The organism is Bradyrhizobium sp. 45, from assembly GCF_023073155.1.
Taxonomy (GTDB): Bacteria; Pseudomonadota; Alphaproteobacteria; order Rhizobiales; family Xanthobacteraceae; genus Bradyrhizobium; species Bradyrhizobium canariense_D.
Genome location: NZ_JADPIX010000049.1, coordinates 209667 through 231185, shown reverse-complemented (window position 1 = coordinate 231185; position 21519 = coordinate 209667). Strand labels below are relative to the sequence as shown.

The 21519-nt window shown below is 64.0% G+C and carries 20 protein-coding genes; 9 read left to right on the top strand and 11 right to left on the bottom strand.

The features are described 5' to 3' along the window. Nucleotides 1–11: 11 nt before the first annotated feature. The gene (locus IVB42_RS07540) at nucleotides 12–704 is read right to left on the bottom strand and encodes a DUF1345 domain-containing protein (protein WP_018455920.1); all 693 of its coding nucleotides are present in this window, start codon (nucleotides 702–704) and stop codon (nucleotides 12–14) included. 7 nt (nucleotides 705–711) lie between these two features. Continuing rightward, nucleotides 712–1635, bottom strand: coding sequence for a polyprenyl synthetase family protein (locus IVB42_RS07535; RefSeq protein WP_085361935.1), 924 nt, complete (start codon nucleotides 1633–1635; stop codon nucleotides 712–714). Between the two features lie 160 nt (nucleotides 1636–1795). Here IVB42_RS07535 and mtgA point away from each other — a divergent pair, with 160 nt between their 5' ends. The 3 genes from mtgA (at nucleotide 1796) to IVB42_RS07520 (ending at nucleotide 3606) form a co-directional block, all read left to right on the top strand. Next, nucleotides 1796–2470, top strand: coding sequence for a monofunctional biosynthetic peptidoglycan transglycosylase (gene mtgA, locus IVB42_RS07530; protein WP_018455922.1), 675 nt, complete (start codon nucleotides 1796–1798; stop codon nucleotides 2468–2470). A gap of 168 nt (nucleotides 2471–2638) precedes the next feature. Further along, nucleotides 2639–2821, top strand: coding sequence for a 50S ribosomal protein L32 (gene rpmF / locus IVB42_RS07525; RefSeq protein WP_007598106.1), 183 nt, complete (start codon nucleotides 2639–2641; stop codon nucleotides 2819–2821). A gap of 143 nt (nucleotides 2822–2964) precedes the next feature. Continuing rightward, nucleotides 2965–3606 carry a hypothetical protein gene (locus IVB42_RS07520; protein ID WP_026233053.1) on the top strand — a complete coding sequence of 214 codons (642 nt, stop codon included), beginning with the start codon at nucleotides 2965–2967 and terminating at the stop codon, nucleotides 3604–3606. A 1-nt stretch (nucleotide 3607) separates the two neighbouring features. On the opposite strand, the gene IVB42_RS07515 is transcribed toward IVB42_RS07520, so the two are convergent. Continuing rightward, nucleotides 3608–3868 carry a hypothetical protein gene (locus tag IVB42_RS07515; RefSeq protein ID WP_026233054.1) on the bottom strand — a complete coding sequence of 87 codons (261 nt, stop codon included), beginning with the start codon at nucleotides 3866–3868 and terminating at the stop codon, nucleotides 3608–3610. Nucleotides 3869–4088: 220 nt separating this feature from the next. On the opposite strand from IVB42_RS07515, the gene IVB42_RS07510 reads away from it, so the two are divergent. Next, the gene (locus tag IVB42_RS07510; RefSeq protein ID WP_026233055.1) at nucleotides 4089–5783 is read left to right on the top strand and encodes a bifunctional diguanylate cyclase/phosphodiesterase; all 1695 of its coding nucleotides are present in this window, start codon (nucleotides 4089–4091) and stop codon (nucleotides 5781–5783) included. A 16-nt stretch (nucleotides 5784–5799) separates the two neighbouring features. On the opposite strand, the gene IVB42_RS07505 is transcribed toward IVB42_RS07510, so the two are convergent. The 7 genes from IVB42_RS07505 to IVB42_RS07475 form a co-directional block, all read right to left on the bottom strand. Next, the gene (locus IVB42_RS07505; RefSeq protein ID WP_018455927.1) at nucleotides 5800–7308 is read right to left on the bottom strand and encodes a tripartite tricarboxylate transporter permease; all 1509 of its coding nucleotides are present in this window, start codon (nucleotides 7306–7308) and stop codon (nucleotides 5800–5802) included. A gap of 4 nt (nucleotides 7309–7312) precedes the next feature. Further along, nucleotides 7313–7798 (bottom strand): tripartite tricarboxylate transporter TctB family protein, encoded by a 486-nt coding sequence (locus tag IVB42_RS07500; RefSeq protein ID WP_085349786.1) that lies wholly within the window; start codon nucleotides 7796–7798, stop codon nucleotides 7313–7315. A 154-nt stretch (nucleotides 7799–7952) separates the two neighbouring features. Beyond that, on the bottom strand, nucleotides 7953–8930 hold the full coding sequence (locus IVB42_RS07495) for a tripartite tricarboxylate transporter substrate binding protein (protein WP_247398901.1): 978 nt from the start codon (nucleotides 8928–8930) through the stop codon (nucleotides 7953–7955). Nucleotides 8931–9122: 192 nt separating this feature from the next. After that, the gene (locus tag IVB42_RS07490) at nucleotides 9123–11990 is read right to left on the bottom strand and encodes a PAS-domain containing protein (RefSeq protein ID WP_247469937.1); all 2868 of its coding nucleotides are present in this window, start codon (nucleotides 11988–11990) and stop codon (nucleotides 9123–9125) included. A 226-nt stretch (nucleotides 11991–12216) separates the two neighbouring features. Beyond that, a complete protein-coding gene (locus IVB42_RS07485; RefSeq protein WP_026233056.1) occupies nucleotides 12217–13092 on the bottom strand; it encodes a hypothetical protein in 876 nt (291 codons plus the stop codon). Between the two features lie 37 nt (nucleotides 13093–13129). Continuing rightward, nucleotides 13130–14110 carry an amino acid--[acyl-carrier-protein] ligase gene (locus IVB42_RS07480; RefSeq protein ID WP_018455931.1) on the bottom strand — a complete coding sequence of 327 codons (981 nt, stop codon included), beginning with the start codon at nucleotides 14108–14110 and terminating at the stop codon, nucleotides 13130–13132. Nucleotides 14111–14174: 64 nt separating this feature from the next. Next, nucleotides 14175–15392, bottom strand: coding sequence for an acyl-CoA dehydrogenase family protein (locus tag IVB42_RS07475; protein WP_026233057.1), 1218 nt, complete (start codon nucleotides 15390–15392; stop codon nucleotides 14175–14177). Nucleotides 15393–15748: 356 nt separating this feature from the next. Here IVB42_RS07475 and IVB42_RS07470 point away from each other — a divergent pair, with 356 nt between their 5' ends. The 3 genes from IVB42_RS07470 (at nucleotide 15749) to mtnA (ending at nucleotide 18149) form a co-directional block, all read left to right on the top strand. Then, the gene (locus IVB42_RS07470) at nucleotides 15749–16021 is read left to right on the top strand and encodes a phosphopantetheine-binding protein (RefSeq protein WP_018455933.1); all 273 of its coding nucleotides are present in this window, start codon (nucleotides 15749–15751) and stop codon (nucleotides 16019–16021) included. A gap of 124 nt (nucleotides 16022–16145) precedes the next feature. After that, the gene (locus IVB42_RS07465; protein WP_018455934.1) at nucleotides 16146–17021 is read left to right on the top strand and encodes an S-methyl-5'-thioadenosine phosphorylase; all 876 of its coding nucleotides are present in this window, start codon (nucleotides 16146–16148) and stop codon (nucleotides 17019–17021) included. 18 nt (nucleotides 17022–17039) lie between these two features. After that, nucleotides 17040–18149, top strand: a complete 1110-nt coding sequence (mtnA, locus tag IVB42_RS07460) for an S-methyl-5-thioribose-1-phosphate isomerase (RefSeq protein WP_018455935.1) — start codon at nucleotides 17040–17042, stop codon at nucleotides 18147–18149. Between the two features lie 41 nt (nucleotides 18150–18190). On the opposite strand, the gene IVB42_RS07455 is transcribed toward mtnA, so the two are convergent. Continuing rightward, complete coding sequence (locus IVB42_RS07455) at nucleotides 18191–18826, bottom strand: HAD-IA family hydrolase (protein ID WP_018455936.1); 636 nt, start codon at nucleotides 18824–18826, stop codon at nucleotides 18191–18193. 111 nt (nucleotides 18827–18937) lie between these two features. Here IVB42_RS07455 and IVB42_RS07450 point away from each other — a divergent pair, with 111 nt between their 5' ends. Further along, entirely contained in the window at nucleotides 18938–19696 is a 759-nt protein-coding gene (locus IVB42_RS07450; protein ID WP_018455937.1) for a trypsin-like serine protease, read from the top strand. 125 nt (nucleotides 19697–19821) lie between these two features. Beyond that, nucleotides 19822–21324, top strand: coding sequence for an NAD(P)/FAD-dependent oxidoreductase (locus IVB42_RS07445; RefSeq protein WP_247398903.1), 1503 nt, complete (start codon nucleotides 19822–19824; stop codon nucleotides 21322–21324). The last annotated feature ends 195 nt before the right edge of the window (nucleotides 21325–21519 follow it).

Here is a 21519-nt window from a genome sequence, read left to right as displayed (position 1 = left end):
CGGAAATGAGTTCAGGTCGAGATCGCGCTCGCCGCGATGTTGACCGTCAGCGCCAGCAAGGCCGTGTTGTAGATGAATGAGACGATGCCGTGCGCGGTGGCGGTGCGGCGGATGGTCTTGTCGGAGATGCCGACATCGGAGACCTGCGCGGTCATGCCGATCACGAACGAGAAATAGACGAAGTCCCAGTAATCTGCGTGGTCTTCCTTGTCGCCGCTGGGAAACTGAAGGCCGCCCGGCGTGGCGTGCCGGTAATAATCATGCGCGTAATGCAGAGCGAAGATTGTGTGCACGGCGGCCCATGACAATACGATGGTGGTGATTGCGATGCTCAGCTCCAGGCCGCCGCGATGCGGCGTTCCAAGCTCGGAGACGATCGCGGCGATGCTGGCGAAGGCGCCGATCGCCGTCACCAGCAGGATCACGAAGCGACCGTCGTCCTGCATCGCTGCGGCGCGGCGGATGTGCTGGTGGTCGTTGCACAGCATCATCGCGTAGACCAGCACCAGATAAACGGCGATCAACGCATCCCAGCCGAACACAAGCCGCGTGACCAGCCGGTGCGAACCCGGGATGAGCAGGCAGACGAGAATACCAACGGCAAGCGACATGAACGTCCGCGGACGCGCATAAATCAGCCGCATCGGCCGCGACATCTTGCGAAAGCGGGCGAGGGCGGGGTCTTCCTTGCTGCCGCCCGCCATCGCGCTATCAGCTCTTCCGTTCGGCCACGAACCGCGCAGCCGCTTGCAGCACGGCGGCCCGTTCGCCGAAGATCGACACGGCGCTGTCGGCGCGCGCGAGCAGATCGCGCACGCGCTGCTTGGCGCCTTCGATGCCGAGCTGGGTGACGAAGGTGGTCTTGCCGAGCGCTGCATCAGCGCCGGCAGGCTTGCCGAGCGCGGCGGCATCGCCTTCGACGTCGAGCAGGTCGTCGGCGATCTGGAAGGCTTCGCCGAGCGCGCGGCCGTAATCGTCGAGCGCCTGATATTCCTTTTGCGAGGCCTGGCCGAGGATCGCGCCGGCGATGCAGCCGTAGCGCAGCAGCGCGCCGGTCTTCATCTGCTGAATGCGGGCGACGTCGATCGGCTCGTTGCCGCCAAAGCGGCCTTCGCCGGCGAGGTCGAGGATCTGGCCGCCGACCATGCCGCCGATGCCGGCGCAGCGCGCGAGTGCGCGGGTCAGCAAAAGCCTCACATTGGCGTCGCGATGAATCTCGTCGCGGGTGATGATGTCGAAGGCGAGTGTCAGGAGGCCGTCGCCGGCGAGGATCGCGGTCGCGTCGTCGGTCTTCTTGTGCAGGGTCGGGCGGCCGCGGCGCAGGTCCGAATTGTCCATCGCCGGCAGATCGTCATGGATCAGCGAATAGCAGTGGATGCATTCGAGCGCCGCACCGACGAGCAGCGCGGCTTCGCGGGACACGCCGAACACGGCCGCGCTCTCGACCACCAGGAAGGGCCGGAGGCGCTTGCCGCCGTTGAGGCTCGAATAGCGCATTGCGTCCATCAGTCGCTTGGGCCGGGCGATCTCATCGGGCAGGATGTCGTCCGACAGCAGGCGCCCGAGCAGGGCCTCGGTGTCATCAGCGGTCTTGTCCAGACGTTTGGCGAAATCGGACGGGGACGTGCCGGTCATCAAGAAGGGCTCCAGAACTAAAATTCGGCGGGACAATCCTTTATGCGCCCGCCTCAGTCAATCGTTTGGAAGGCCTAAAAAGTGCTGGAAAAGGCCCGAATTATCACAGACTTAATGCCGGGCCCGTGGCCGCGTTTCGTTCTGCGCCGGAAAGGTTGATTTGCGCGTCGTCAAAACCCTTCTCCTGGTGCTCGCGGTCGCGGCTCTCGCGCCCTATGTCGTCGCGCCGTTCTACCGTGCCGGCCATCCCGTTTCGACGCTGATGATCTGGCGCTCGCTGCGGGGTGCGCCGATGCAGCGGGAATGGATCGATCTGGCGGCGATGTCGCCCTCGCTGCCACGCTCGGTGGTGGCGGCCGAGGACGCCCATTTTTGCAAGCATCACGGCATCGACTGGGGTGCGCTGCGTGAGGCGATCGACGATGCGAAGGAGGACGGCACCCCGTTCCGGGGCGCTTCCACCATCACCCAGCAGGTGGCGAAAAACCTGTTCCTCTGGCAGGGGCGGGACTTCGTCCGGAAGGCGCTGGAATTCCCGTTGGCGCTGTGGATCGATCTCGTCCTGCCCAAGGCACGGATCCTGGAGATTTACCTCAACATCGCCGAGCTCGGCCCGCAGAGCCAGTTTGGGGCCGAGGCCGCCAGCGCCTATGCCTTCGGCAAGTCGGCGGCGAACCTCTCCCCCCGGGAGGCCGCGCTTCTAGCCTCTATCCTGCCGAATCCGGTCAAACGCAGCGCCAGGACGCCGGGACCGGGTGTCCGGCGGCTGGCCGGGACCTATGTGGCGCGAGCGCAGGCGAGTTCACTTTCGACCTGCTGGCGGGAGAATCGCTGATTTCCGGTCCTTTTCGGGCGCATTTTCCGGCCCAGAGCCCTAGATTTAAGGCAGGCCTTCCTCTATAAGCCCGGCCTTGACCGGCATTCAGCTCGCCTCGGTTTGCGGGTGCTGAGCCGTCCCCTCGCGGACGATGCCCCAAAACACCAATCCCTAGAGGATATTGAAATGGCCGTTCCGAGAAGAAAAACCTCGCCGTCCCGTCGTGGCATGCGCCGCTCGGCAGACGCCATCAAGAAGCCGACCTATGTGGAAGACAAGGATTCCGGCGAACTGCGTCGTCCGCACCATCTCGACCTCAAGACCGGCATGTACAAGGGCCGTCAGGTCCTGAAGAAGAAAGAGTCCTGAGTTCGGGACCTTTCTGTGGGCAGGACGATCGGGCCTGCCTGATTTCGGCCCACCCATGAGATATGACAGTGACGGCGGCGGAGCGAATGCATCGCCGCCGCATTGTCCTGTCTGGATATCTTGATCGAGAAGGCATTTCGCCGATGGTCGGTTTCCCGCTGCTCCTGATCCCGCTCGCGGTCTACAACATCATCGCATTCCTGATGCCGAGCGTGTCCTTTGCGGACGTGCTGTTCAAAGTGCCGATGATCACGGGCGAGGCCTGGCCGGTCACGCTCGCCGACGTGATGCTCGCGCTAGGTATCGTGCTGCTGCTGCTCGAAGTGGTCAAGGGCGCGCGGCCCGGCTCGAAATTCCTGATGGATCATCTGCTGTCGCTGATCGTGTTCGGCGCGGCTGCGGCCGAATTCGTGATGTGGCCGAAATTCGGCAACTCCACCTATTTCCTTCTGGTGCTGCTCGCGATGGCCGATTTCCTCGGCGGCATCGCCCAGCGCACCCGCCGCCGCGTCGCTTATGTCGCCGAAACGACGGTGCCGGCGCCCCGCAAGACCAAGCGCCAGGCCGAGACGCCGGCGGATGAGTTCGAGCCCAAGTTCGAGCCAGTGTCCGCTCCGCGACCAGCTCCGGCGGAGCCGCCCGCGCCCACGGCACAATCGGTCGCCGAATCCGTGCTGATGGATCACCCGGCGCCGAAGCCTGTGAGTGCGCCCTCGCCGGAAATTCCCTCGCCTCATTTGCAGCCGGGCAACGGCACCCAGCCGTCTCCCGACGCGCCGCGCTGATTCAAGCCACCTGCCGCGTGCGCGCGCTAACGCTCGGAAGCGGGCGCTTGCTGCCATAGGCGACCTGCGCATCCTCGGAAGAAGCGCGGCGGAGCCGGCTCGCCTGGGGCAGATGCTCGGCATTGGCGATGAGCTGGGCGACGAAGCTGGGATCGGGGCGTGGCAGCGGGGCCTTGTGGACCCACTGCAAAACTGGCATCAGCGGCACCAGGGCCGAGCCTGTGCCGTTGTCCGCCACGTCCAGTTGACCAGTACTCAACATCGCAATCACCGTTGACCGGCCTAGATTGTCGCGTTTCGAGACGCTGGCGCCGGTGCGTGTCATGTACTCGCAAGGCCTATGCCGGGTGAGCCGCTTCGGTTCCTGCGAGCGAGGAAACGTGGTTTCCAAATTGTTTATCAACTTTGCCTAGGGTCAATGGCGAATCTGGCTTTATCCTGTGCCGGCTCAGGACTCCCCGCTGTCCCGAAACGAGGCGATTTTGACCCCCGCATTGCCGCAAGCCTCCGACATCCTGGCTGCCCTCGGCCAGGCCGTGTTCGCCTGGGACATCGCCAGCGATGCCATCGTCTGGGGTGAGCAGGTCAGCGCCATCTTTCCCGGAATTCCCGCCGAACGGCTGGCCACCGGCGCCGAATTCGCCAGGCTGATCGAGCCCGCGCAATCAATGCGGACCGCCGCGCTGGCGCAGACCTCAGCCGTGCATGGCGCCGACGGCACGCCCTACCGGGTCGAGTACGGCGTGCGCATGAGCGCCGCCGATCCCATGGTCTGGATCGAGGAGACCGGCCGCTGGTTCGCCGGCCCCGACGGTCGCCCGGTGCGTGCGATCGGCTCCGTCCGCATCAACAATGAACGCCATGCCCGCGACGAGGAACTGACGAAGCTGGCCCGGCTCGATCCGCTGACCGGCGAGCTCAATCGCTCGCATCTGATCGCCGCGCTGGCCGAGGCCATCGAGGAGACGACCCGTTTCCGCTCGACCGCGGCCTTCATGCTGGTCGGCATCGATCATCTCGCGCGTGTCAACGAGGCCTTCGGCTTCGACGTTGCCGACGCCGTGATCCTCGACGTCGCCACGCGCATTCGCGCGCGCTTGCGCGGCGGCGACGTGCTCGGCCGCTTCTCCGGCAACAAGTTCGGCCTGATCCTGAAGAACTGCACCGTCGATGACATGAACGTGGCTGCCGAACGTTTCCTCGCCGGCATTCGCGACGAGGTGGTGCCGACCAAATCCGGACCGGTGTCGGTCACCGCCTCGATCGGCGCGGTCAGCGTGCCGCGCTATGCCCGCAACGCCGATGAAGCCGTCAATCGCGCCCACGAGACCCTGGACACCGCGAAACAACGCCGCGTCGGCTCGTTCGCAGCCTGGCGCCCGGATGCCGCGCGCGACGCCCAGCGCCGCGTCAACATCCGCGTCACCGACGAGATCGTCACCGCACTGAATGAGCGCCGCATCAAGCTTGCCTATGAGCCGGTAGTTGCCGCCCTTTCGCGCGACTGCGCCTTTCACGAATGCCTGGTGCGGATGGACCAGGGCGACGGCCAGGTGCTGCTCGCGCCCGACATCGTGCCGGTTGCGGAACGCCTCGGCCTGATCCGCCTGGTCGATCACCGGGTGCTCGAGCTCGTGGTCGCCGAGCTCGCGGCCGCGCCGGACATCTGCCTCAGCCTCAACATCTCGCCCGACACCACCATGGATCCGGATTGGTGGGCGGGAATCGAATCGCTGATGCGTGCCCATCCCGGCGTTGCCGAGCGGCTGATCGTCGAGATCACCGAAACCGTCGCGATCCAGGACATCGACGATGTGCGCGGCTTCGTCACCCGGCTGAAGAATTTCGGCAGCCGCATCGCCATCGACGATTTCGGCGCCGGCTACACCTCGTTCCGCAATCTGCGCAAGCTGGGCGTGGACATCGTGAAGATCGACGGTGCCTTCGTGCAGAACATCACCCGTTCCGCCGACGACCGCGCCTTCGTGCAGACCCTGATCGACCTCGCCCGCCGCCTCGACATCAAGACGGTGGCCGAATGGGTGCAGGACGAAGAAGCTGCGAACATGCTGCGCGACTGGGGCTGCGACTACATCCAGGGCCGCCTGATCGGGCTCGCCTCAGCCGACCGCCCCTGGGGCGCGCCGCCGGATAACGTGCTGCCCGCGGCAGGCTGAGACACCTGCCAATCCCTCACGCGCCCTCATCCAGCGCCACGAGCTCGCGCTTCTTACGCAGCGCGGGTAATAGCGGCGCCATCAGCAGCACCAGCGCGAGCGCAAGACACGCTGCCGAGATCGGCCGCTGCACGAAGGTCCAGAGGTCGCCCTGCGACAGGATCAGCGACTTGCGCAGATTGTTCTCCATCATCGGTCCCAGCACGAACGCCAGCACCAGCGGCGCGGGCTCGAAGCCGAGCTTGCGCATGAAATAGCCGATGATCCCGAACGCGATCATCACGTAGACGTCGAACACATTGTTGCTCGAGCAGTAAACGCCCAGGATCGTGAACAGGATAATCAGCGGGAACAGGATGTTGTAGGGCAACTTGAGCAGCTGCACCCACATGCCGATCAGCGGCAGATTGAGGATCAGCAGCATGACGTTGCCGATATACATGCTGGCGACGATGCCCCAGAACAGGCCGGGGTTTTGCGTGATCAGTAGCGGCCCCGGTTGCAGGCCGTGGATGACGAAGGCGCCGAGCAGCAGTGCCATCACCACATTCGGCGGGATGCCCAAGGTCATCAGCGGAATGAACGCGCCGCCGGCCGCCGCGTTGTTGGCGGATTCGGGACCCGCTACGCCCTCGATTGCGCCATGGCCGAAGCGCTCCGGCGTCTTCGACAGCCGCTTCTCCAGCGCATAGGACGCGAACGAGGCCACCACCGCGCCGCCGCCCGGGAGAATGCCGAGCAGCAAGCCAAGTAACGTGCCGCGCGCCACCGGGCCGGCGCTCGCCTGCCAATCGGCCTTGTTGGGCAGCAGCTGCGTGATTTTGGCGTTGATGATGTCGCGTTTGATCACCTGCTCGGTATTGAGCAGCACCTCGGCGACGCCGAACAGGCCCATCACGACGGGGACCAGTCCTATGCCGTCGATCAGCTCCATGCGGCCGAATGTCAGCCGCGGCTGCGCGGTGATGCTGTCGAGCCCGATCAGTCCGAGCACGACGCCGATACATGCCATCAGAAGCGCTTTCGGCATCGATCCCTGCGTGAGGAAGGTGAGCACGACGAGGCCGAGCACCATCAGGCTGAAATATTCGGCAGGGCCGAACGCGATGGCGATGTTGGCGAGCCGAGGCGCCACCAGCATCAGTGCAACGAGTGAAAATGTGCCGGCGATGAACGAGCCGAAGGCTGAGATGCCCAGCGCGGGGCCGGCACGACCCTGCTTCGCCATCTGGTGGCCGTCAATACAGGTCACGACGGAAGCCGCCTCGCCGGGAATGTTGACCAGGATTGAGGTCGTCGAGCCGCCATACATCGAGCCGTAATAGATTCCCGCCATCATGATGATGCCGGATTCCGGCGTTCCTGACAGTGTCACCGGAAGCAACAGAGACATCGCCGAGATCGGCCCGATGCCCGGCAGCACGCCGACCAGCGTGCCGATGAAGACGCCGATGAAGCAGTAGAGCAGGTTGATCGGCAGGAGAGCGACGCCAAACCCATGCGCGACGTTGAGAAGCGTATCCATGCGATCAGCCGATCCCGAATAGGCCGGAGGGTAACTGGATCAGCAGCAGTCGCTTGAGCATCCACCACATGCCGAGCGGTGCCAGAGCGGCGATCGGCATCGCCAATGTCCACCGCAAGGGATCGATCAAGCGCAACAAAAGCAGCATGAGCGGGATCGATGACAGCAGGAATCCCAGCGGCTCAAGGGCAAAGGAAAACGCGGTAAGGCAGACGATGACGAGTAACGGCTTGCTCCAGCTCACGTTCTGCCAGCGCGAAGCCAGCGTTGGTCCGCCCTCGGTGATGGCCGAGATGATAATGCTGGCCGCGAACACGCACATCAGGATGCCCGTGTAGAAAAGCACGTAGCCGGAGCCAGGGTCGTTGATGGTGCCGAGCTTGAGCTTTAAGCCTTGCCAGATCACGAAGCCGCCGAGTGCGAGCCCGATCAACCCACCCCAGAGTTCGGAGTTGTTGAGGCGGAGTTTGACGGTGGTTTGGTCGTTCATCAATACCTCTCGGCCGTGCCGGGACGCTATGCGGCGCGAAGCGGTGCGCTGCAGATCCGGGATCGATAGATGCGTGGCAAAGGTAGATCCCGGCTCTGTGGTGCAGCGCTGGAGAAGCGCTGCACCACGCCCGGAACACGAAAGTGGCTCAATACTACTTCTTCGCAAGCCCGAGCGTATCGATCACCTTGCGCTCCGATTCCGTAACCTCGACGACGAACTTCTTGTAGTCCTCGGTATTCTTGTAGCTCGGCACCATGTCGTATTTGGCGAGCGTGGCAATCACTGCGGGATCCTCGACTGCCTTCTTGAAGGCGTCGTGCAGCTTGGCGACGATCTTGGGATCCATGCCCTTGGGGCCGGCGATGCCGAACGGGGAATCATAGACCATGGGATAGCCGAGTTCCTTCAGCGTCGGCACGTCAGGATAGTTCGGTGATCGCGCGCCGGTCCACACCATGAGAAGCTTCAGCTTTCCGGCGTCGACCAAGGGTCGCCAACCTGTGGAGTCGGCCTGCAGCATGGTGTGCTGGCCGAGTACCGCGGCGTTGGTCTCTGCCCCGCCCTTGAACGGCACCTGCGTGAGCTTGATGCCGGACATCGCGGCGATCTGCTCCATGCCGATATGAAGCGAGGTGCCGGTGCCGGGCGTCGCGTAGGTCACCTTGCCCGGATTTGCCTTCGCGAACTCGACCACGTCTTTCCAGGACTTGAATTGCGACTCCGCGCTGGTGGTTACGCCAAAGGTGTAGCCGGTGAGATGTATGATGTAGGTAAAATCCTTTGCCGGATCCCACGAGACCTCCTGCATCGGGGGCAGGCGGAAGACGGTGATCGGAAGCTGTGAGATGGTGTAGCCGTCCGGCTTCGCAGCCGCGGCCATGGTGGCTGGTCCAACCGTGCCGCCGCCACCGGCTTTGTTGTCGATCACGATGGGCTGCCCCAGGACCTTGGACGCGCTGTCGGCGATCGCGCGCATCGAGATGTCGGTCGATCCGCCGGCCGGCCATGGAACGATCAGCGTTACCGGTTTGATGGGATAATCCTGTGCACCCGCGGCGGTTGCGAGCAGCGCGCTCACGACGGCATGCATGGCGGCAATGGCAAAGGTCTTCAGCCCGTATCGAGACATCGAAACTCCTCCCTCGCGGTGGCCTCGTTCGGGCCGCCGTTTCTCATTGTTATGACGGGATTGTCCCCGAAATCATGGGAGAAGAAAAGCGCATTGCGCGGGCGCGATACGGTGATCTCGCCGAAAAGCGCACGTGCGACAATTGGTCGTTTGGAGGCGTACCGAGATACGGAATTGGCTTCGGCTGAGCCCTTACGCCACGCGGCGGACTGCGCTCAGCGTCTCGATCATGCGTCCGACTTCCGCGGCCGGGCAGGGCTTGCCGAAATAATATCCCTGAACGGCGGTGCAGCCGCATTCGCGAACGAAGTCGAGTTGTTCAATCGTCTCCACGCCTTCCGCCGTGGTCTCGACGCCGAGCACCGAGCCGAGGCTGGCGATGGTGCGGACGATCGCCACACTCTCCGGACTTTCGCCGAGCGTGCCGACAAAGGAGCGGTCGATCTTGATGCGGTCGAACGGAAACTTGCGCAAATAGCTCAGCGAAGAATAACCGACGCCGAAATCGTCGAGGCTGACGCGCACTCCCAACGCGCGGAGCTGGTGCAGGATCTCGATCGTGGCCTCGCTGTCGTCGAGCAGAGCCGTCTCGGTGACCTCGAGCTCGAGCCGATGCGGCGGCAAGCCGGCCTCCGCAAGCGCGCTCGTCACCATCGTCACCAGCCCGCGCGAGCGGAATTGCACCGGGGACAGGTTCACCGCGACCGTGAGATCGGGCCAGGTCGCGGCGGTCGCGCAGGCTGTGCGCAGCACCCACTCTCCGATCGGAACGATCAGCCCGTTCTCTTCCGCAATCGGAATGAATTCGGCCGGCGGGACGAGGCCGCGCGAGGGATGTTTCCAGCGCAGCAGCGCCTCGAAGCCGGTAAGTTCGGTGGTGTCGAGCCGCACCTGCGGTTGGAACGCCAGGTGGAATTCACGGGCCTCCAGCGCGCCGCGCAGATCGTGCTCGAGCGCGTGCCGGCTGCGCGCCTCTTCCTCCATTTTGGGCTCGAACAGCTGATAGGCGCCGCGCCCCTTGGCCTTGGCCTGGTACAGCGCGAGGTCGGCGCATTTCATCAGCTCGTCGGCATCGAGCCCGTGATCGGGAGCGATTGCGATGCCGACGGAGACGCCGACATGGATCGACTGGTTCTCCAGCGGCGGCGGGTGACCGATGATCTCCACCAGGCGGCGTGCGAGCCTTTCCGCCGATTGCGGCTGCGGTCCGCGCTGGAGAACCGCGAACTCGTCGCCACCGAGCCGCGCGACGGTGTCGTGCTCGCCGACATTCTCCTGCAGCCGCGCCGCGACCCAGCGCAACAGCCGGTCGCCGGCCGCGTGTCCGAGGCGGTCGTTGACGGTCTTGAAATTATCGAGGTCGAAGCACAGCACGGCCATCGCGCCACCTGCGATTGCGACCTGGTTCAGCCCCTCGCCCATCTTCTCGCGGAACAGCGTGCGGTTGGGCAGGTCGGTGAGCGAATCGTGCCGCGCCATATGCGCAACGCGGGCCTGGGCCTTGTGGCGCTCGGTAACGTCCTCATAGGTGACGACCCAGCCGCCATGCTCCATTCGCTTGTGATTGAGCTTGATGATGCGGCCGTCGCCCAAATAGCGGTGCAGTGTGTGCTCGCCCTCGCGCAGCCTCTCGACATAGTCGGCATAGAGCCGCGCGGCGGTGGTGTTTGGATGGATGCCGAGCTCGCAGCTGTGCTCCATGATCTCGCGCATCGACACACCCGGCTTCACCAATTCGGGCGACAGTCCGTACATCTCGATGTAGCGCCGATTGCAGACGATGACGCGCAAGCTCAAATCGAGCATGCACAGGCCCTGGCTCATGTTGTTCAGGGCCGCGTCGAACCGCCGATACTGCTCGCTCAACTGCTCGACTGCGTGCTCGCGCTCGGTGATGTCCTCGTAGGTGGCCACAAAACCACCCTCGGCCAGGGCGCAATAGCGCACCGAGATCGTGGTGCCGTTCGACATCCGTCGGCGTATCGGCGAGGAGTTGCGGTCGGCGATCCTTGCGCTGGCGGCCTCCAGGAGGTGTCGCGGGCTATACTCGGAAGAGAACGCGCCGTTTGCCATCGAGCGTTCGATCAGTTCGCCGAGATGCGTGCCCGGCTTGGCTTCCTCCGGCGAGAGCCGATAGATCTTCCGGTAGGTGGTGTTGCAGACGCGCAGGCGCATCTCGCTGTCGTAGAAGGCGAGTCCGTGCGCCATGTTCTCCAACGCCGCATCGAGCATGAAGTTCTGGTGCCTCAGCATCTCCTCGTATTGCAGCCGCTCGGTGACGTCTTCGTGCACCGTCACCCAGCCGCCGTCGGGCAGAAAACGGGAAACCACCTGCACCATCCTTCCGTCATAGCGCATCACCAGCAGGGTTTTCTCCTTCCTGGTGCGCACGTCCTCCAGCCTGGTGTCGTGGAATTCCTCGCCCGGCATGCCCGGCAGGTTGCCGCGCGACATCCAATGCTCGATGACCGTACAATGCGAGACGCCCGGCTTCACGATTTCCGGGTCGAGGTTATAGAGATTCAGGAAACGTTCGTTGCAGACGACGACGCGGCTGTCGGCATCGTACATGATCAAGCCGTGCGCCATGTTGGCGAGCGCGTGCTGGCTGCGCTCGGTCTGCACGCGCAGCTCCGCCTCGAGCCGGGCGAGGCGGCTGACGTCGTCGCAGATCGTCATCCAGCCGCCGCCGGGAAGCGGCTTCAGCTCGAGCGCCATGACGAGGCCGCTCGCGAGTGTCTGTTGAGTCCGGAACGGCTGGCCGGCTGCGATCCGCGCCAGGCGCGCGGCATAGAGTGCGTCGACTTCCCCCGCGGGGATGTTGCCGAGGGCCACACTGTGGGCGAGCACGTCGCGGTAGCTCGTGCCGACCCGCACGATTTCGGCCGACATGTTGAACAGGCTGAGATAGCGCTGATTGACCAGCACGATCCGGTTGCCGGCATCGTAGACGCAGACACCCTGTTCCATGTGGTCGAGTGCAAGCTGGCTCAGCCCGACCAGGGCCTTCGGGCCCTGCTCGCGGCGTGCATCAAGCTCGTTGTCGCGGATCGACGTCATGGGGCGGCGGGGTCTCGGCGGGCAATAGACTTAACGCAGGGCAATTCAGCCGCCGAGGCTAGCGAACAGGCGGGAAAATTCCCTTAAGCGCCGTAGTTTACGGAGGGTGACCGTGATGCAGAGATGCTGCCAATGTGGAGGGGGGTGCAAGGTAGCGTCGCGCCGGTCGGCCTGCGCAATTGCGCCTTAGGCCCGGATGGACATCGAATGTCTGGTCCAAACGGGCCTACGGCCCGTACAGCACGAGTTCCGTATCCGTGAGATCGGCGAGCTGCGGCCGGTGCGGGCCCTTGAAATATTTGCGGCCGCGACGCTCGGTGTAGATGCCGACGAGGCCGGGAACGGAGCCGTTGGAATCGACGGCGACCGCGATCTTGCCGAGCCGCAGCAGCAGCCGGCCGATGCGGCCCGCGCATTCGGTGTACTCGGCCGCGTTGCGGCAGTAGATCAGCTTCATCGCGGGCGGCGCAATGATGCCACGGCGGATGCGCACCGGTTGCAGGATGAAGGGGAACGCTCCCTTCGGCGTGCGGCAGACGAGGCTGAGGCAATTGTAGCGCGCATGCCGCGTCAAGAGCTCGGTCTCGGCATCGGAAAGCCCGTCGATCGTTTTGGCGTGCTGCGAGATGACCTCGATCTTGCTCCAGCGTGGGACGCGCGCCAGCGCAGGCACGGAGAAGAATATACCCCTGCAATAGGCGCGAAAGCCCTGCGTCTCGATAATCGGCCAGGTCCACGGCGCCGGGCTGATGTTGAGATAGGTGACGTCCTTGTGCCGCTGCGCGATCTTGGTCAGGAGCGGGGCGTAGTTGCGGTAGGCCGGATCGACGTACCAGCTCGACAAATTGCACTGGATGGCGGTCTCATCGCCGTCCCTCCGCGCCGTGTAGATCAGCAGCAGCACGCCGACCGGCGTGCCGTCATTGTCGAGCATGTAGCCGAAGCGCGGGTAGCCATCCGGTACCGGTCGGAAGGCTTGCCGGCGCAGGCCTTGGATCCAATAGCCGCGCGAGCGCCCGACGAAGCCGCGCGTCAGCAAGTCCGCGACCGCATCGACGTCGGACTCGGTGATCTCGCGGCATCGGACCTTGGTGTGGATCACGCTCGTCTTTCCCGTGGAAATGACCGGCCTCGTTCCGTTAGCGCCAGCCTTCGCCGTGGGCATCGGCCGCGATCTGCGGCTGCAGGCCCATGATCTCCCGCACCTTGGCGGGCCAGGCGGAAGGGTCGGTGCCGTGGGTGTGGAACATGGCGACCGCCAGCCGGTCCATGCCGAAAGCGACGCAGCCGGTGTGGGCCGGCTCGCCATTGGCGTCCTTGATGTCCCACGTCGTGCCGAAATGCTCGCGGTGATAATTGAAGCTCATGCAGGCGGTCGGCTGCTCTTCCGAGCGCAGCGGGATCAGCAGTTCGAACTTGAGCTGCTGCTGCTTCTGGCTCACGGCCTTCATCTGACCGACGCGGCCGAAGAACGGATCGCTGGCATAGTCGACGCGGAAGGTGAGACCGAGATCGGTCGCAATCGCCTGCGCGCGCACCATCCAGCGCTCGCGGAAATCGGCCACGTCATCGGGGCTTCCGATGCAGACATATTCCCGCATCCGGAACGATTGCAGCCGGTCGAGATGTTTTGACGGTTCACGGCGGAAGCAGTCGGCGGCGACGTCGAAGCGCAGGCCACCCTTCGGCAACTGGCCGCGGCTCGCCGCGATCGGATAGACGGGATAGCAGGCCGCCGGCGACAGCACGAGGTCTGCCGGCGAGAGCGAGCTGGTCCAGTCACCGCCGGCGTCGAAGCGGCTTACCGCGGCGTTGATCTCGCGCTCGGTGCCGTGCAGGCTGCAGACGCAGCCGAGCAGGTTCGGAAAGCTCTTCAGGTAGCCGGACTTCTCAAGCTGAGATCGGCTCATCACCGGCGGGAAGCGCATCACCTCAGTGCCGGCCTCGCGATGGCTCGTGATCAGCGCGGCGAGCCGCTCGACGATGCCCTCATAAAGCGCGGTGCGGGCGTAGACGCCGTCCGAGCCCATCGGATGAAAGAGCTTATCGGCGAGATGATCGAGCGGATCCGCGATCTGCGGCGCGGTCTCAGGCGAGTTGGGGAGAACAGCAATGTTCATTGTCGGCTTCCTGCTATCTGAAATTATTCTTATTGAACGAAGGCACGTCGGTCTCGAAAGCTCGTCAGTCCCGAAGGCTTGTCGGCACGCCGCTCATCAGGGTCGATGTTGCGGCATTGGCCAGAATGCGGTCGTTGTTGATCATGATCGGCGACGACAGCACGTCGCGCAGGTGGCGGCCCATCGTGAACTCGCCGTCATTGCGGTAGCCGGAAAGGCCTGCGGTGCGCATCGCATGCATCACGGTCTCGACCGCGAGCTCCGAGGCCTGCACCTTCAGAAGCGTGATCGAAGACTGGAAGTCGAGCGAGCCGAGCGCGCGTTCATCGTGCTCGGCGAGAGCAAAGGCGTCGATATTGGCCGATATCAGCGCCCGCAGCTTGGCCAGCGACATCTTGGCGGCGGTGAAATGTGCGGCTGCCGGAGGCATCTGTCCGCCCGAGGTGCGGGCCGCCTTGCGGACGAAGGCCTGCGCACGGGTAACGGCGGCTGCAGCGATACCAGCCCAGGCCGAGGACCAGCACAGATGCGCGAACGGCGTCATGGTCTGGGCGTGGATCTTGTCGTAGGATTCCGGGAAGACGCGGTCGGTGGGGCAGTCGACCTTCAGCTCGAAACCGGTCGAGCAGGTGCCGCGCATGCCGAGCGTTTCCCAGCCCAGCGTCCGCTTCAGCGAATAATCGTCCCTGGCGAGCGCCAACAGCACCTGGTCGGACGCAGAAGCGTCTGTGGCGCGGCGGGCGATGGTCACGAGGCCGTCGGCCTCGGCACCGTAGGAGATCACGGTGGCGTCGCGCAGCAGCGAGACAGTGTCGCCGGCGACGTCGACGGCGGCGGCGCTAGCGCGGATGTTGCCGCCGTTCTGACCTTCGGTGGTGGAGGAGGCGAGCAGCCACTGGTCGCGTGCGACCCGGCGCATCATGGTTTCCATCCAGGGGATGCCGTGGCCGTGCCTGACGACGCAGGCGACCTTCGTGGTGTGCATGGCGTAGATCATCGCCGTGGAGGCGCAGGCGCGTCCGAGCGTGTAGCAGACGTCGGTGGCGTCGTGGATCGAGGCACCGAAGCCGCCGAACTCGGCCGGGATCATGACGCCGAGCAGCTTCTGCTCACGCGCAACCTCGAAAGCCTTGTGGGGGAAGCGGGCATCGCGATCGACCCCGTCTGCGTCGGCAGCCGCCACGGTGGCGGTGCGGGCGGCGCGCTCAATGAGAGAGGGACCATGCTCGAGAAAGCTCGTCTGCGTCTCGTCGACAGTGAGGACTGCTTCACGCACGTTCATATCGTCCGCCTCCGGTTTGCCGTTCAGGATCGCCGGCATCATTCGCGATGCCGCTTGAGCGATTCCTTCGACCATCTTTGCTTATGAGATGAGGCTACGGATTTAATTCAAATTCGTCGATGAAATAGAGGGTAAACAAAGCCCAATTCCGAACGAACAGTTAAGTTCGGGTTGTTTGCCTCGTTCGGATTTCCGCGATCGCGTTAGGGATCTGTAAGAAGCCGGAAATCCAACAATCTGAGTCATCGTTTACTAAGAAACGCGAAGTAATGGTGGCGTCCATTGCGGGATCGGCCCGCCGTGCCCATCGTAGCCGGCAACCGGTCCGACCTTTGTCGACAGATGGGAATTTACCGATGCAGGCTTTCGATACCGAGTTGCGCAATCGCATCATCAAGCTGGTGAAGGGCATCCTCGCGCAGAACTCGCTCTCCGCTGAGGTCACGCCGCAGGCCAAGCTCGTCGACGTCGGCCTGACCTCGATGGACATGGTCAATCTGATGCTCGGCGTCGAAGCCGAATTCGACTTCACGATTCCCCAGGTCGAGATCACACCGGAGAACTTCCAGTCCGTCGAGACGCTGGAGCGCATGGTCGCGACCCAGCTGCGGTCGGCGGCCGCGGCATAGCCGGGAGTGCTGGCGCGCGTTCTCCTGACGGCACCTCTTGACCCCATCACCCGTTCCAAAACCGACGTAAAACTGGCATAGCTTCTCCACGGAATCGCGATGGCGCGAACGGGGTGGAGCAGGCATGACGCAGGCGGTATTGGGCATCATCGGCGGCTCCGGCATCTACGATCTGCCGGGGCTGGAGGACGCTCGCGAAGAGGTGATCAGGAGTCCCTGGGGTGAACCGTCGGCACCCCTGCGGCGCGGCTCGATTGCCGGCCTGCCGATCGTGTTCCTGCCGCGCCACGACAAGGGCCACCGGCTGTCGCCCTCCGACATCAATTATCGCGCCAATATCGACGTCCTCAAGCGCGCAGGGGTCACAGACCTGATCTCGCTGTCGGCCTGCGGCTCGTTCAGGGAGGAACTGCCGCCGGGAACCTTCGTTCTCGTCGACCAGTTCGTCGATCGTACCCACAAACGCGAGAGCTCGTTCTTCGGGAGGGGATGCGTCGCGCATGTGTCGATGGCGCACCCGGTCTCGCCGCGGCTGCGCATCCACCTTGCCACGGCGGCCGAAGCCGAGGGCATCGCGTTTGCGCGCGGCGGCACCTATGTCTGCATGGAGGGACCGCAATTCTCGACCTATGCGGAAAGCATGACCTACAAGACGCTTGGCTATTCCGTAATCGGCATGACCAACATGCCCGAGGCGAAACTCGCGCGTGAGGCGGAGCTTTGCTACGCCACCGTCGCGATGGTGACGGATTTCGATTGCTGGCATCCTGATCACGACGCCGTCACCGTGCAGGACATCATCCGCGTTCTGAGCTCGAACGCCGACAAGGCAAAAGCGCTGGTGGCGCGGCTGGCGAAAGACTTCCCGCGCGAGCATGAGCCGTGCCCGATCGGCTCGGACCGCGCGCTCGATACCGCGCTGATCACCGCGCCCGAGGCGCGCGATCCCGAGCTCTTGAAGAAGCTCGACGCGGTGGCCGGGCGCATCCTGCGAACGTGATACGAAAGGCAGAATCCCATGAAGGTCGACGGCAAGCATTTCCGCAGCATCTGGCGTGAGCGCGACGGCTGGTCGGTCGGAGCGATCGACCAGCGCCGGCTGCCGCATGAGTTCATCGTTGCGAAGCTGACCTCATGCGAGGACGCGGCCCTCGCCATCCGCGACATGCTGGTGCGCGGTGCGCCACTGATCGGCGCGACCGCAGCTTACGGCATGGCGCTGGCGATGCGCGAGGACGCTTCCGACGCCGGCCTGAAGCGCGCCTACGACACGCTCGTGGTGGCGCGGCCGACCGCGATCAATCTGAAATGGGCCCTGGACGAGATGCGCGCGAGCCTCGCGCCGATCGATGCACTGGAGCGCGCGGAGGCCGCCTATGCGCGCGCCGACGAGATCGTCGAGCAGGACGTCGAGATCAACCGCGGCATCGCCGGCAACGGCCTGAAACTCATCGAGGCGATCGTCGCAAGGAAGAAGCCGGGCGAGACCGTCAATGTGCTGACCCATTGCAATGCCGGCTGGCTTGCGACCGTCGACTGGGGCACGGCGACGGCGCCGATCTATCTGGCGCACGAGCGCGGCATCAAGATCCACGTCTGGGTCGACGAGACGCGGCCGCGCAACCAGGGCGCCTCGCTCACGGCCTGGGAGCTTGGCCATCACGGCGTGGCGCATACGGTGATTCCGGACAACACCGGCGGGCATCTGATGCAGCACGGCATGGTCGATCTCGCCATCGTCGGCACCGATCGCGTTGCCGCCAATGGCGATGTCTGCAACAAGATCGGCACATATTTGAAGGCGCTCGCCGCTCACGACAATAATGTGCCGTTCTATGTCGCGCTGCCGTCGCCGACGATCGATTTCGCCGTTGATGACGGCATCCGCGACATCCCGATCGAGCAGCGCAGCGGCACGGAAGTCACCGACATGACCGGCCGCACCGCGGACGGAAGGCTTGAGACCGTGCGCATCGTGCCGGAGGGCTCGCCGGTCGCGAACTATGCCTTCGACGTGACCCCGGCACGGCTCATCACCGGCCTCATCACCGAGCGCGGCGTGCTGAAGCCCGATCGCGCCTCACTTGCCGCGGCGTTTCCGGAGCGGATCGCAGCTGCGGCGGAGTAGTTCTGGCTCGGCGATAGCTCGCAATGACGGAGAATGACGCTCTAGCTCAGCTTCAATCCCGTCGCGGCCTCGAGCCCGGCGATCGCCTGGGCGCCGCTGGTGACCTTGATCGTCGTCATGCCCATCTCGCGTGCCGGCTTCAGATTGACGCCGAGATCGTCGAGATAGACGCAATTCTTCGGATCGACCTTCAGCGTTTCGACCATCAGCTGATAGATGCGCGGGTCGGGCTTGCGCAGGCCGATTTTGGCGGACTCGATGACATGGTCGAACAGCACCATCACCTCGGCGACATAGAGTGAGCGCCCGGTCATGCTGCCGATCGCATTGGCCGGCAGATTGTTGGTAATGCAGCCGGTCTTGAATTGCGCCTTGATGCGCTTCAACGCTTCGACCATCTCGGGGCGCAGATCGCCCTGAAGCAGCGGCAGCACGTCGCGGCCGCGCACCTCCGCGCCGAGCGCCAGCGATTCCGTCGCGAACAGTCTGTCGAACGTGTCGATATCGACCTCGGCGCGCTCGAACTTGGCCCAGGCATTTTCCAGATGATTGGCGGCATTGGTGCGCCGGATGATGTCGATGGGCAGGCCACGCTCTGTCTCGAACCGCGTGAACGCTTCAAACGGCGAACTCGTCAGCACGCCACCAAAATCAAAGATCACAGCCTCGATCGTCAAGATCCCGCCCTCGTCAATTCCTTTCCAAGAGCGCTAGCATGCGCTATCGGCAAGGGCCAGTCCGAAGCCATCCTAATGCTGTCACCGACGCCAACACCAAAGCGTGTTCCCATGAAGAAGCTCGTAACCCTCATTGCGATCGCGCTGCCGCTCGCCACGCCCGCTTATGCCATCGTTGGTGGCGGCACGCCCCAGGCCGATGGCGTCGCGCGCGCCGTCGTCACGATCGTCGGCTCGCGCGGCAATTTCTGTACCGGCACCCTCGTTGCGCCAAAGCTGGTGCTTACCGTCGCCCACTGCGTGCAACCCGGCGCGGACTACAAGATCGTCGATCGCGGCACCGACGGGCAGCCGCAACTGCTGAATGTCCGCACCGTCGCGATCCATCCGAATTTCAACATGCAGGCAATGCAAGCGCATCGCGCTACCGCCGACGTGGCGCTGCTGCAGCTGGAAATTCCACTCAAGGGAAAATCGACGGTGCCCGTCGGCGCGCCGAATATTCCGATCCAAGTCGGCAGCCGCTTCGTCGTCGCCGGTATCGGCGTCACCGTGCGTGGCGAGGGCAAGAGTGGCGGCGCGACGCGTGTTGCCGGCCTCGTCGCGACGGGTCAGCCCGGCACGCTCCAGATCCGGCTGGTCGACCCCGTAACCAACGGTGTTCGCGACGGAATTGGCGCCTGCACCGGCGATTCCGGCGGTCCCGTGTTCGAGGACAAGCCGACCGGATCCGTGCTCGTCGGCGTCATCAGCTGGTCCACGGGGCCGAACGGAGCCGCCGGCTGCGGCGGGCTGACCGGTGTTACGCCGCTCACGCTCTATCGCGACTGGATCTTGCAGACCGCGCGGAGCTGGGGTGCGGCGCTGTGATTTGACCGCGACCCGATCTATGTCATCTTGAAGCGGAAGCGCGATGGGCGACCATGTCCGTCGCGGAGGAAACGCGCCGCCCAACCAAGGGCGGCCACAAAAACAAGCAAGGCATAGAAGCAACAATGAATGTCGCTGTTCGCAGTCACGCCACGGCCAAACAGGCTTCTGAACATTTCGACGTGCTGATCGTCGGCGCCGGCATCTCGGGCATCGGCAGCGCCTATCACATGACCAAGCAGCTTCCGGGTGCGAGCTTCGTCATCCTGGAAACGCAGGCGACGTTCGGCGGCACGTGGACCACGCATCGCTATCCCGGCATCCGCTCCGACAGCGATCTCCACACCTTCGGTTATAGCTTCAAGCCCTGGGTCGGGCCGCCGATCGCGACCGCCGAGGAAATCCTCGCCTACATGAACGAGGTGATCGACGAAAACGATATCGCGCGGCATATCCGCTACAAGCACAAGATCAATTCGGCGAGCTGGTCGAGCGAGCAAAACCTCTGGACTATCGAGGCGGTGACGACCGACACCGGCGAAGCGAAAACATTCACTGCGAACTTCCTCTGGATGTGCCAGGGCTATTACCGCCATTCGGAAGGCTATACGCCGGAATGGAAAGGTGCCGATCGCTTCAAGGGCCGCATCGTTCATCCGCAGACCTGGCCTGATGATATCGACCTCGCGAACAAGAAAGTCGTCGTGATCGGCTCCGGCGCGACGGCGGCGACGCTGGTGCCGAACATTGCCGACAAATGCGCGCATGTCACGATGCTGCAGCGTTCGCCGACCTATTTCCGTCTCGGCCGCAACGCCATCGAGATCGCGGAGGAGCTGCGCCGGCTGCAGGTCGACGAGGCCTGGATCCACGAGATCGTTCGCCGCAAGATCCTGTTCGAGCAGGACGCGTTCACCAAGCTTTGCTTGTCAAAACCCGAGCAGGTGAAAAAGGAGCTGATCGGGCAGATCAGCGCAGTGCTCGGTCCGGAGTACGATGTCGACACGCATTTCACGCCGAGCTACCGGCCGTGGCGGCAGCGCATCGCCTTCGTGCCCGATGCCGATCTGTTCAAGGGCATCGCCAGCGGCAAGGCGTCCGTCGTCACCGACGAGATCGAGTTCTTCGTTGAGAACGGCATCCAGCTCAAATCCGGCAAGCTGCTTGAGGCCGACGTCATCGTCACCGCAACCGGCTTCAATCTCGCGGCGCTCGGCGACATCGCCTTCGAGGTCGACGGCAAGCCGCTCGCTTTCGGCGACACCGTCACCTATCGCGGCATGATGTTCACGGGCGTGCCGAACATGGTCTGGGTCTTCGGCTATTTCCGCGCCAGCTGGACGCTGCGCGTCGATCTCGTCGCTGACTTCGTCTGCCGCCTGCTCGGTCACATGAAGGCCAAAGGCAAGAAGAAGGTCGAGGTCAAGTTACGCGCCGAAGACCACAACATGCCGATCCTGCCCTGGATCGATCCGGAAAACTTCAATCCCGGCTACATGATGCGCAACATGGACCTGCTGCCCAAGCGCGGCGACAAGCCGGAATGGCAGCACAGCCAGGATTACTGGACCGAAAAGGACGAGATCCCGAAGACGAATCTGGATGGCGGGGAGTTTGTGTACGGGTGAGGACTAGGCGCTAACCAAGCATTGCAACGTCGTCCCGGCCTAGTGCGCAATTGCGCACGGGGGCCGGGACCCATACAGCGAGGCCTATCGATTGCGGACGGTGCTAGTCCGAACGACTAGTCTTCGCCAAATCACTCCCTGGGGTTATGGGTCCCGGCCTTCGCCGGGACGACACGGTGTGCTGAGTCACATCCC

Coding starts and splice junctions, on each gene's coding strand:
- IVB42_RS07535 (WP_085361935.1), bottom strand. CDS start 1,635: ATGACCGGCACGTCCCCGTCCGATTTCGCCAAACGTCTGGACAAGACC.
- IVB42_RS07500 (WP_085349786.1), bottom strand. CDS start 7,798: ATGAACGACCAAACCACCGTCAAACTCCGCCTCAACAACTCCGAACTC.
- IVB42_RS07490 (WP_247469937.1), bottom strand. CDS start 11,990: ATGACGTCGATCCGCGACAACGAGCTTGATGCACGCCGCGAGCAGGGC.
- IVB42_RS07540 (WP_018455920.1), bottom strand. CDS start 704: ATGGCGGGCGGCAGCAAGGAAGACCCCGCCCTCGCCCGCTTTCGCAAG.
- mtnA (WP_018455935.1), top strand. CDS start 17,040: ATGAAGGTCGACGGCAAGCATTTCCGCAGCATCTGGCGTGAGCGCGAC.
- IVB42_RS07445 (WP_247398903.1), top strand. CDS start 19,822: ATGAATGTCGCTGTTCGCAGTCACGCCACGGCCAAACAGGCTTCTGAA.
- IVB42_RS07495 (WP_247398901.1), bottom strand. CDS start 8,930: ATGTCTCGATACGGGCTGAAGACCTTTGCCATTGCCGCCATGCATGCC.
- IVB42_RS07480 (WP_018455931.1), bottom strand. CDS start 14,110: ATGAACATTGCTGTTCTCCCCAACTCGCCTGAGACCGCGCCGCAGATC.
- IVB42_RS07475 (WP_026233057.1), bottom strand. CDS start 15,392: ATGAACGTGCGTGAAGCAGTCCTCACTGTCGACGAGACGCAGACGAGC.
- IVB42_RS07450 (WP_018455937.1), top strand. CDS start 18,938: ATGAAGAAGCTCGTAACCCTCATTGCGATCGCGCTGCCGCTCGCCACG.
- rpmF (WP_007598106.1), top strand. CDS start 2,639: ATGGCCGTTCCGAGAAGAAAAACCTCGCCGTCCCGTCGTGGCATGCGC.
- IVB42_RS07515 (WP_026233054.1), bottom strand. CDS start 3,868: ATGTTGAGTACTGGTCAACTGGACGTGGCGGACAACGGCACAGGCTCG.
- IVB42_RS07470 (WP_018455933.1), top strand. CDS start 15,749: ATGCAGGCTTTCGATACCGAGTTGCGCAATCGCATCATCAAGCTGGTG.
- IVB42_RS07520 (WP_026233053.1), top strand. CDS start 2,965: ATGGTCGGTTTCCCGCTGCTCCTGATCCCGCTCGCGGTCTACAACATC.
- IVB42_RS07465 (WP_018455934.1), top strand. CDS start 16,146: ATGACGCAGGCGGTATTGGGCATCATCGGCGGCTCCGGCATCTACGAT.
- IVB42_RS07505 (WP_018455927.1), bottom strand. CDS start 7,308: ATGGATACGCTTCTCAACGTCGCGCATGGGTTTGGCGTCGCTCTCCTG.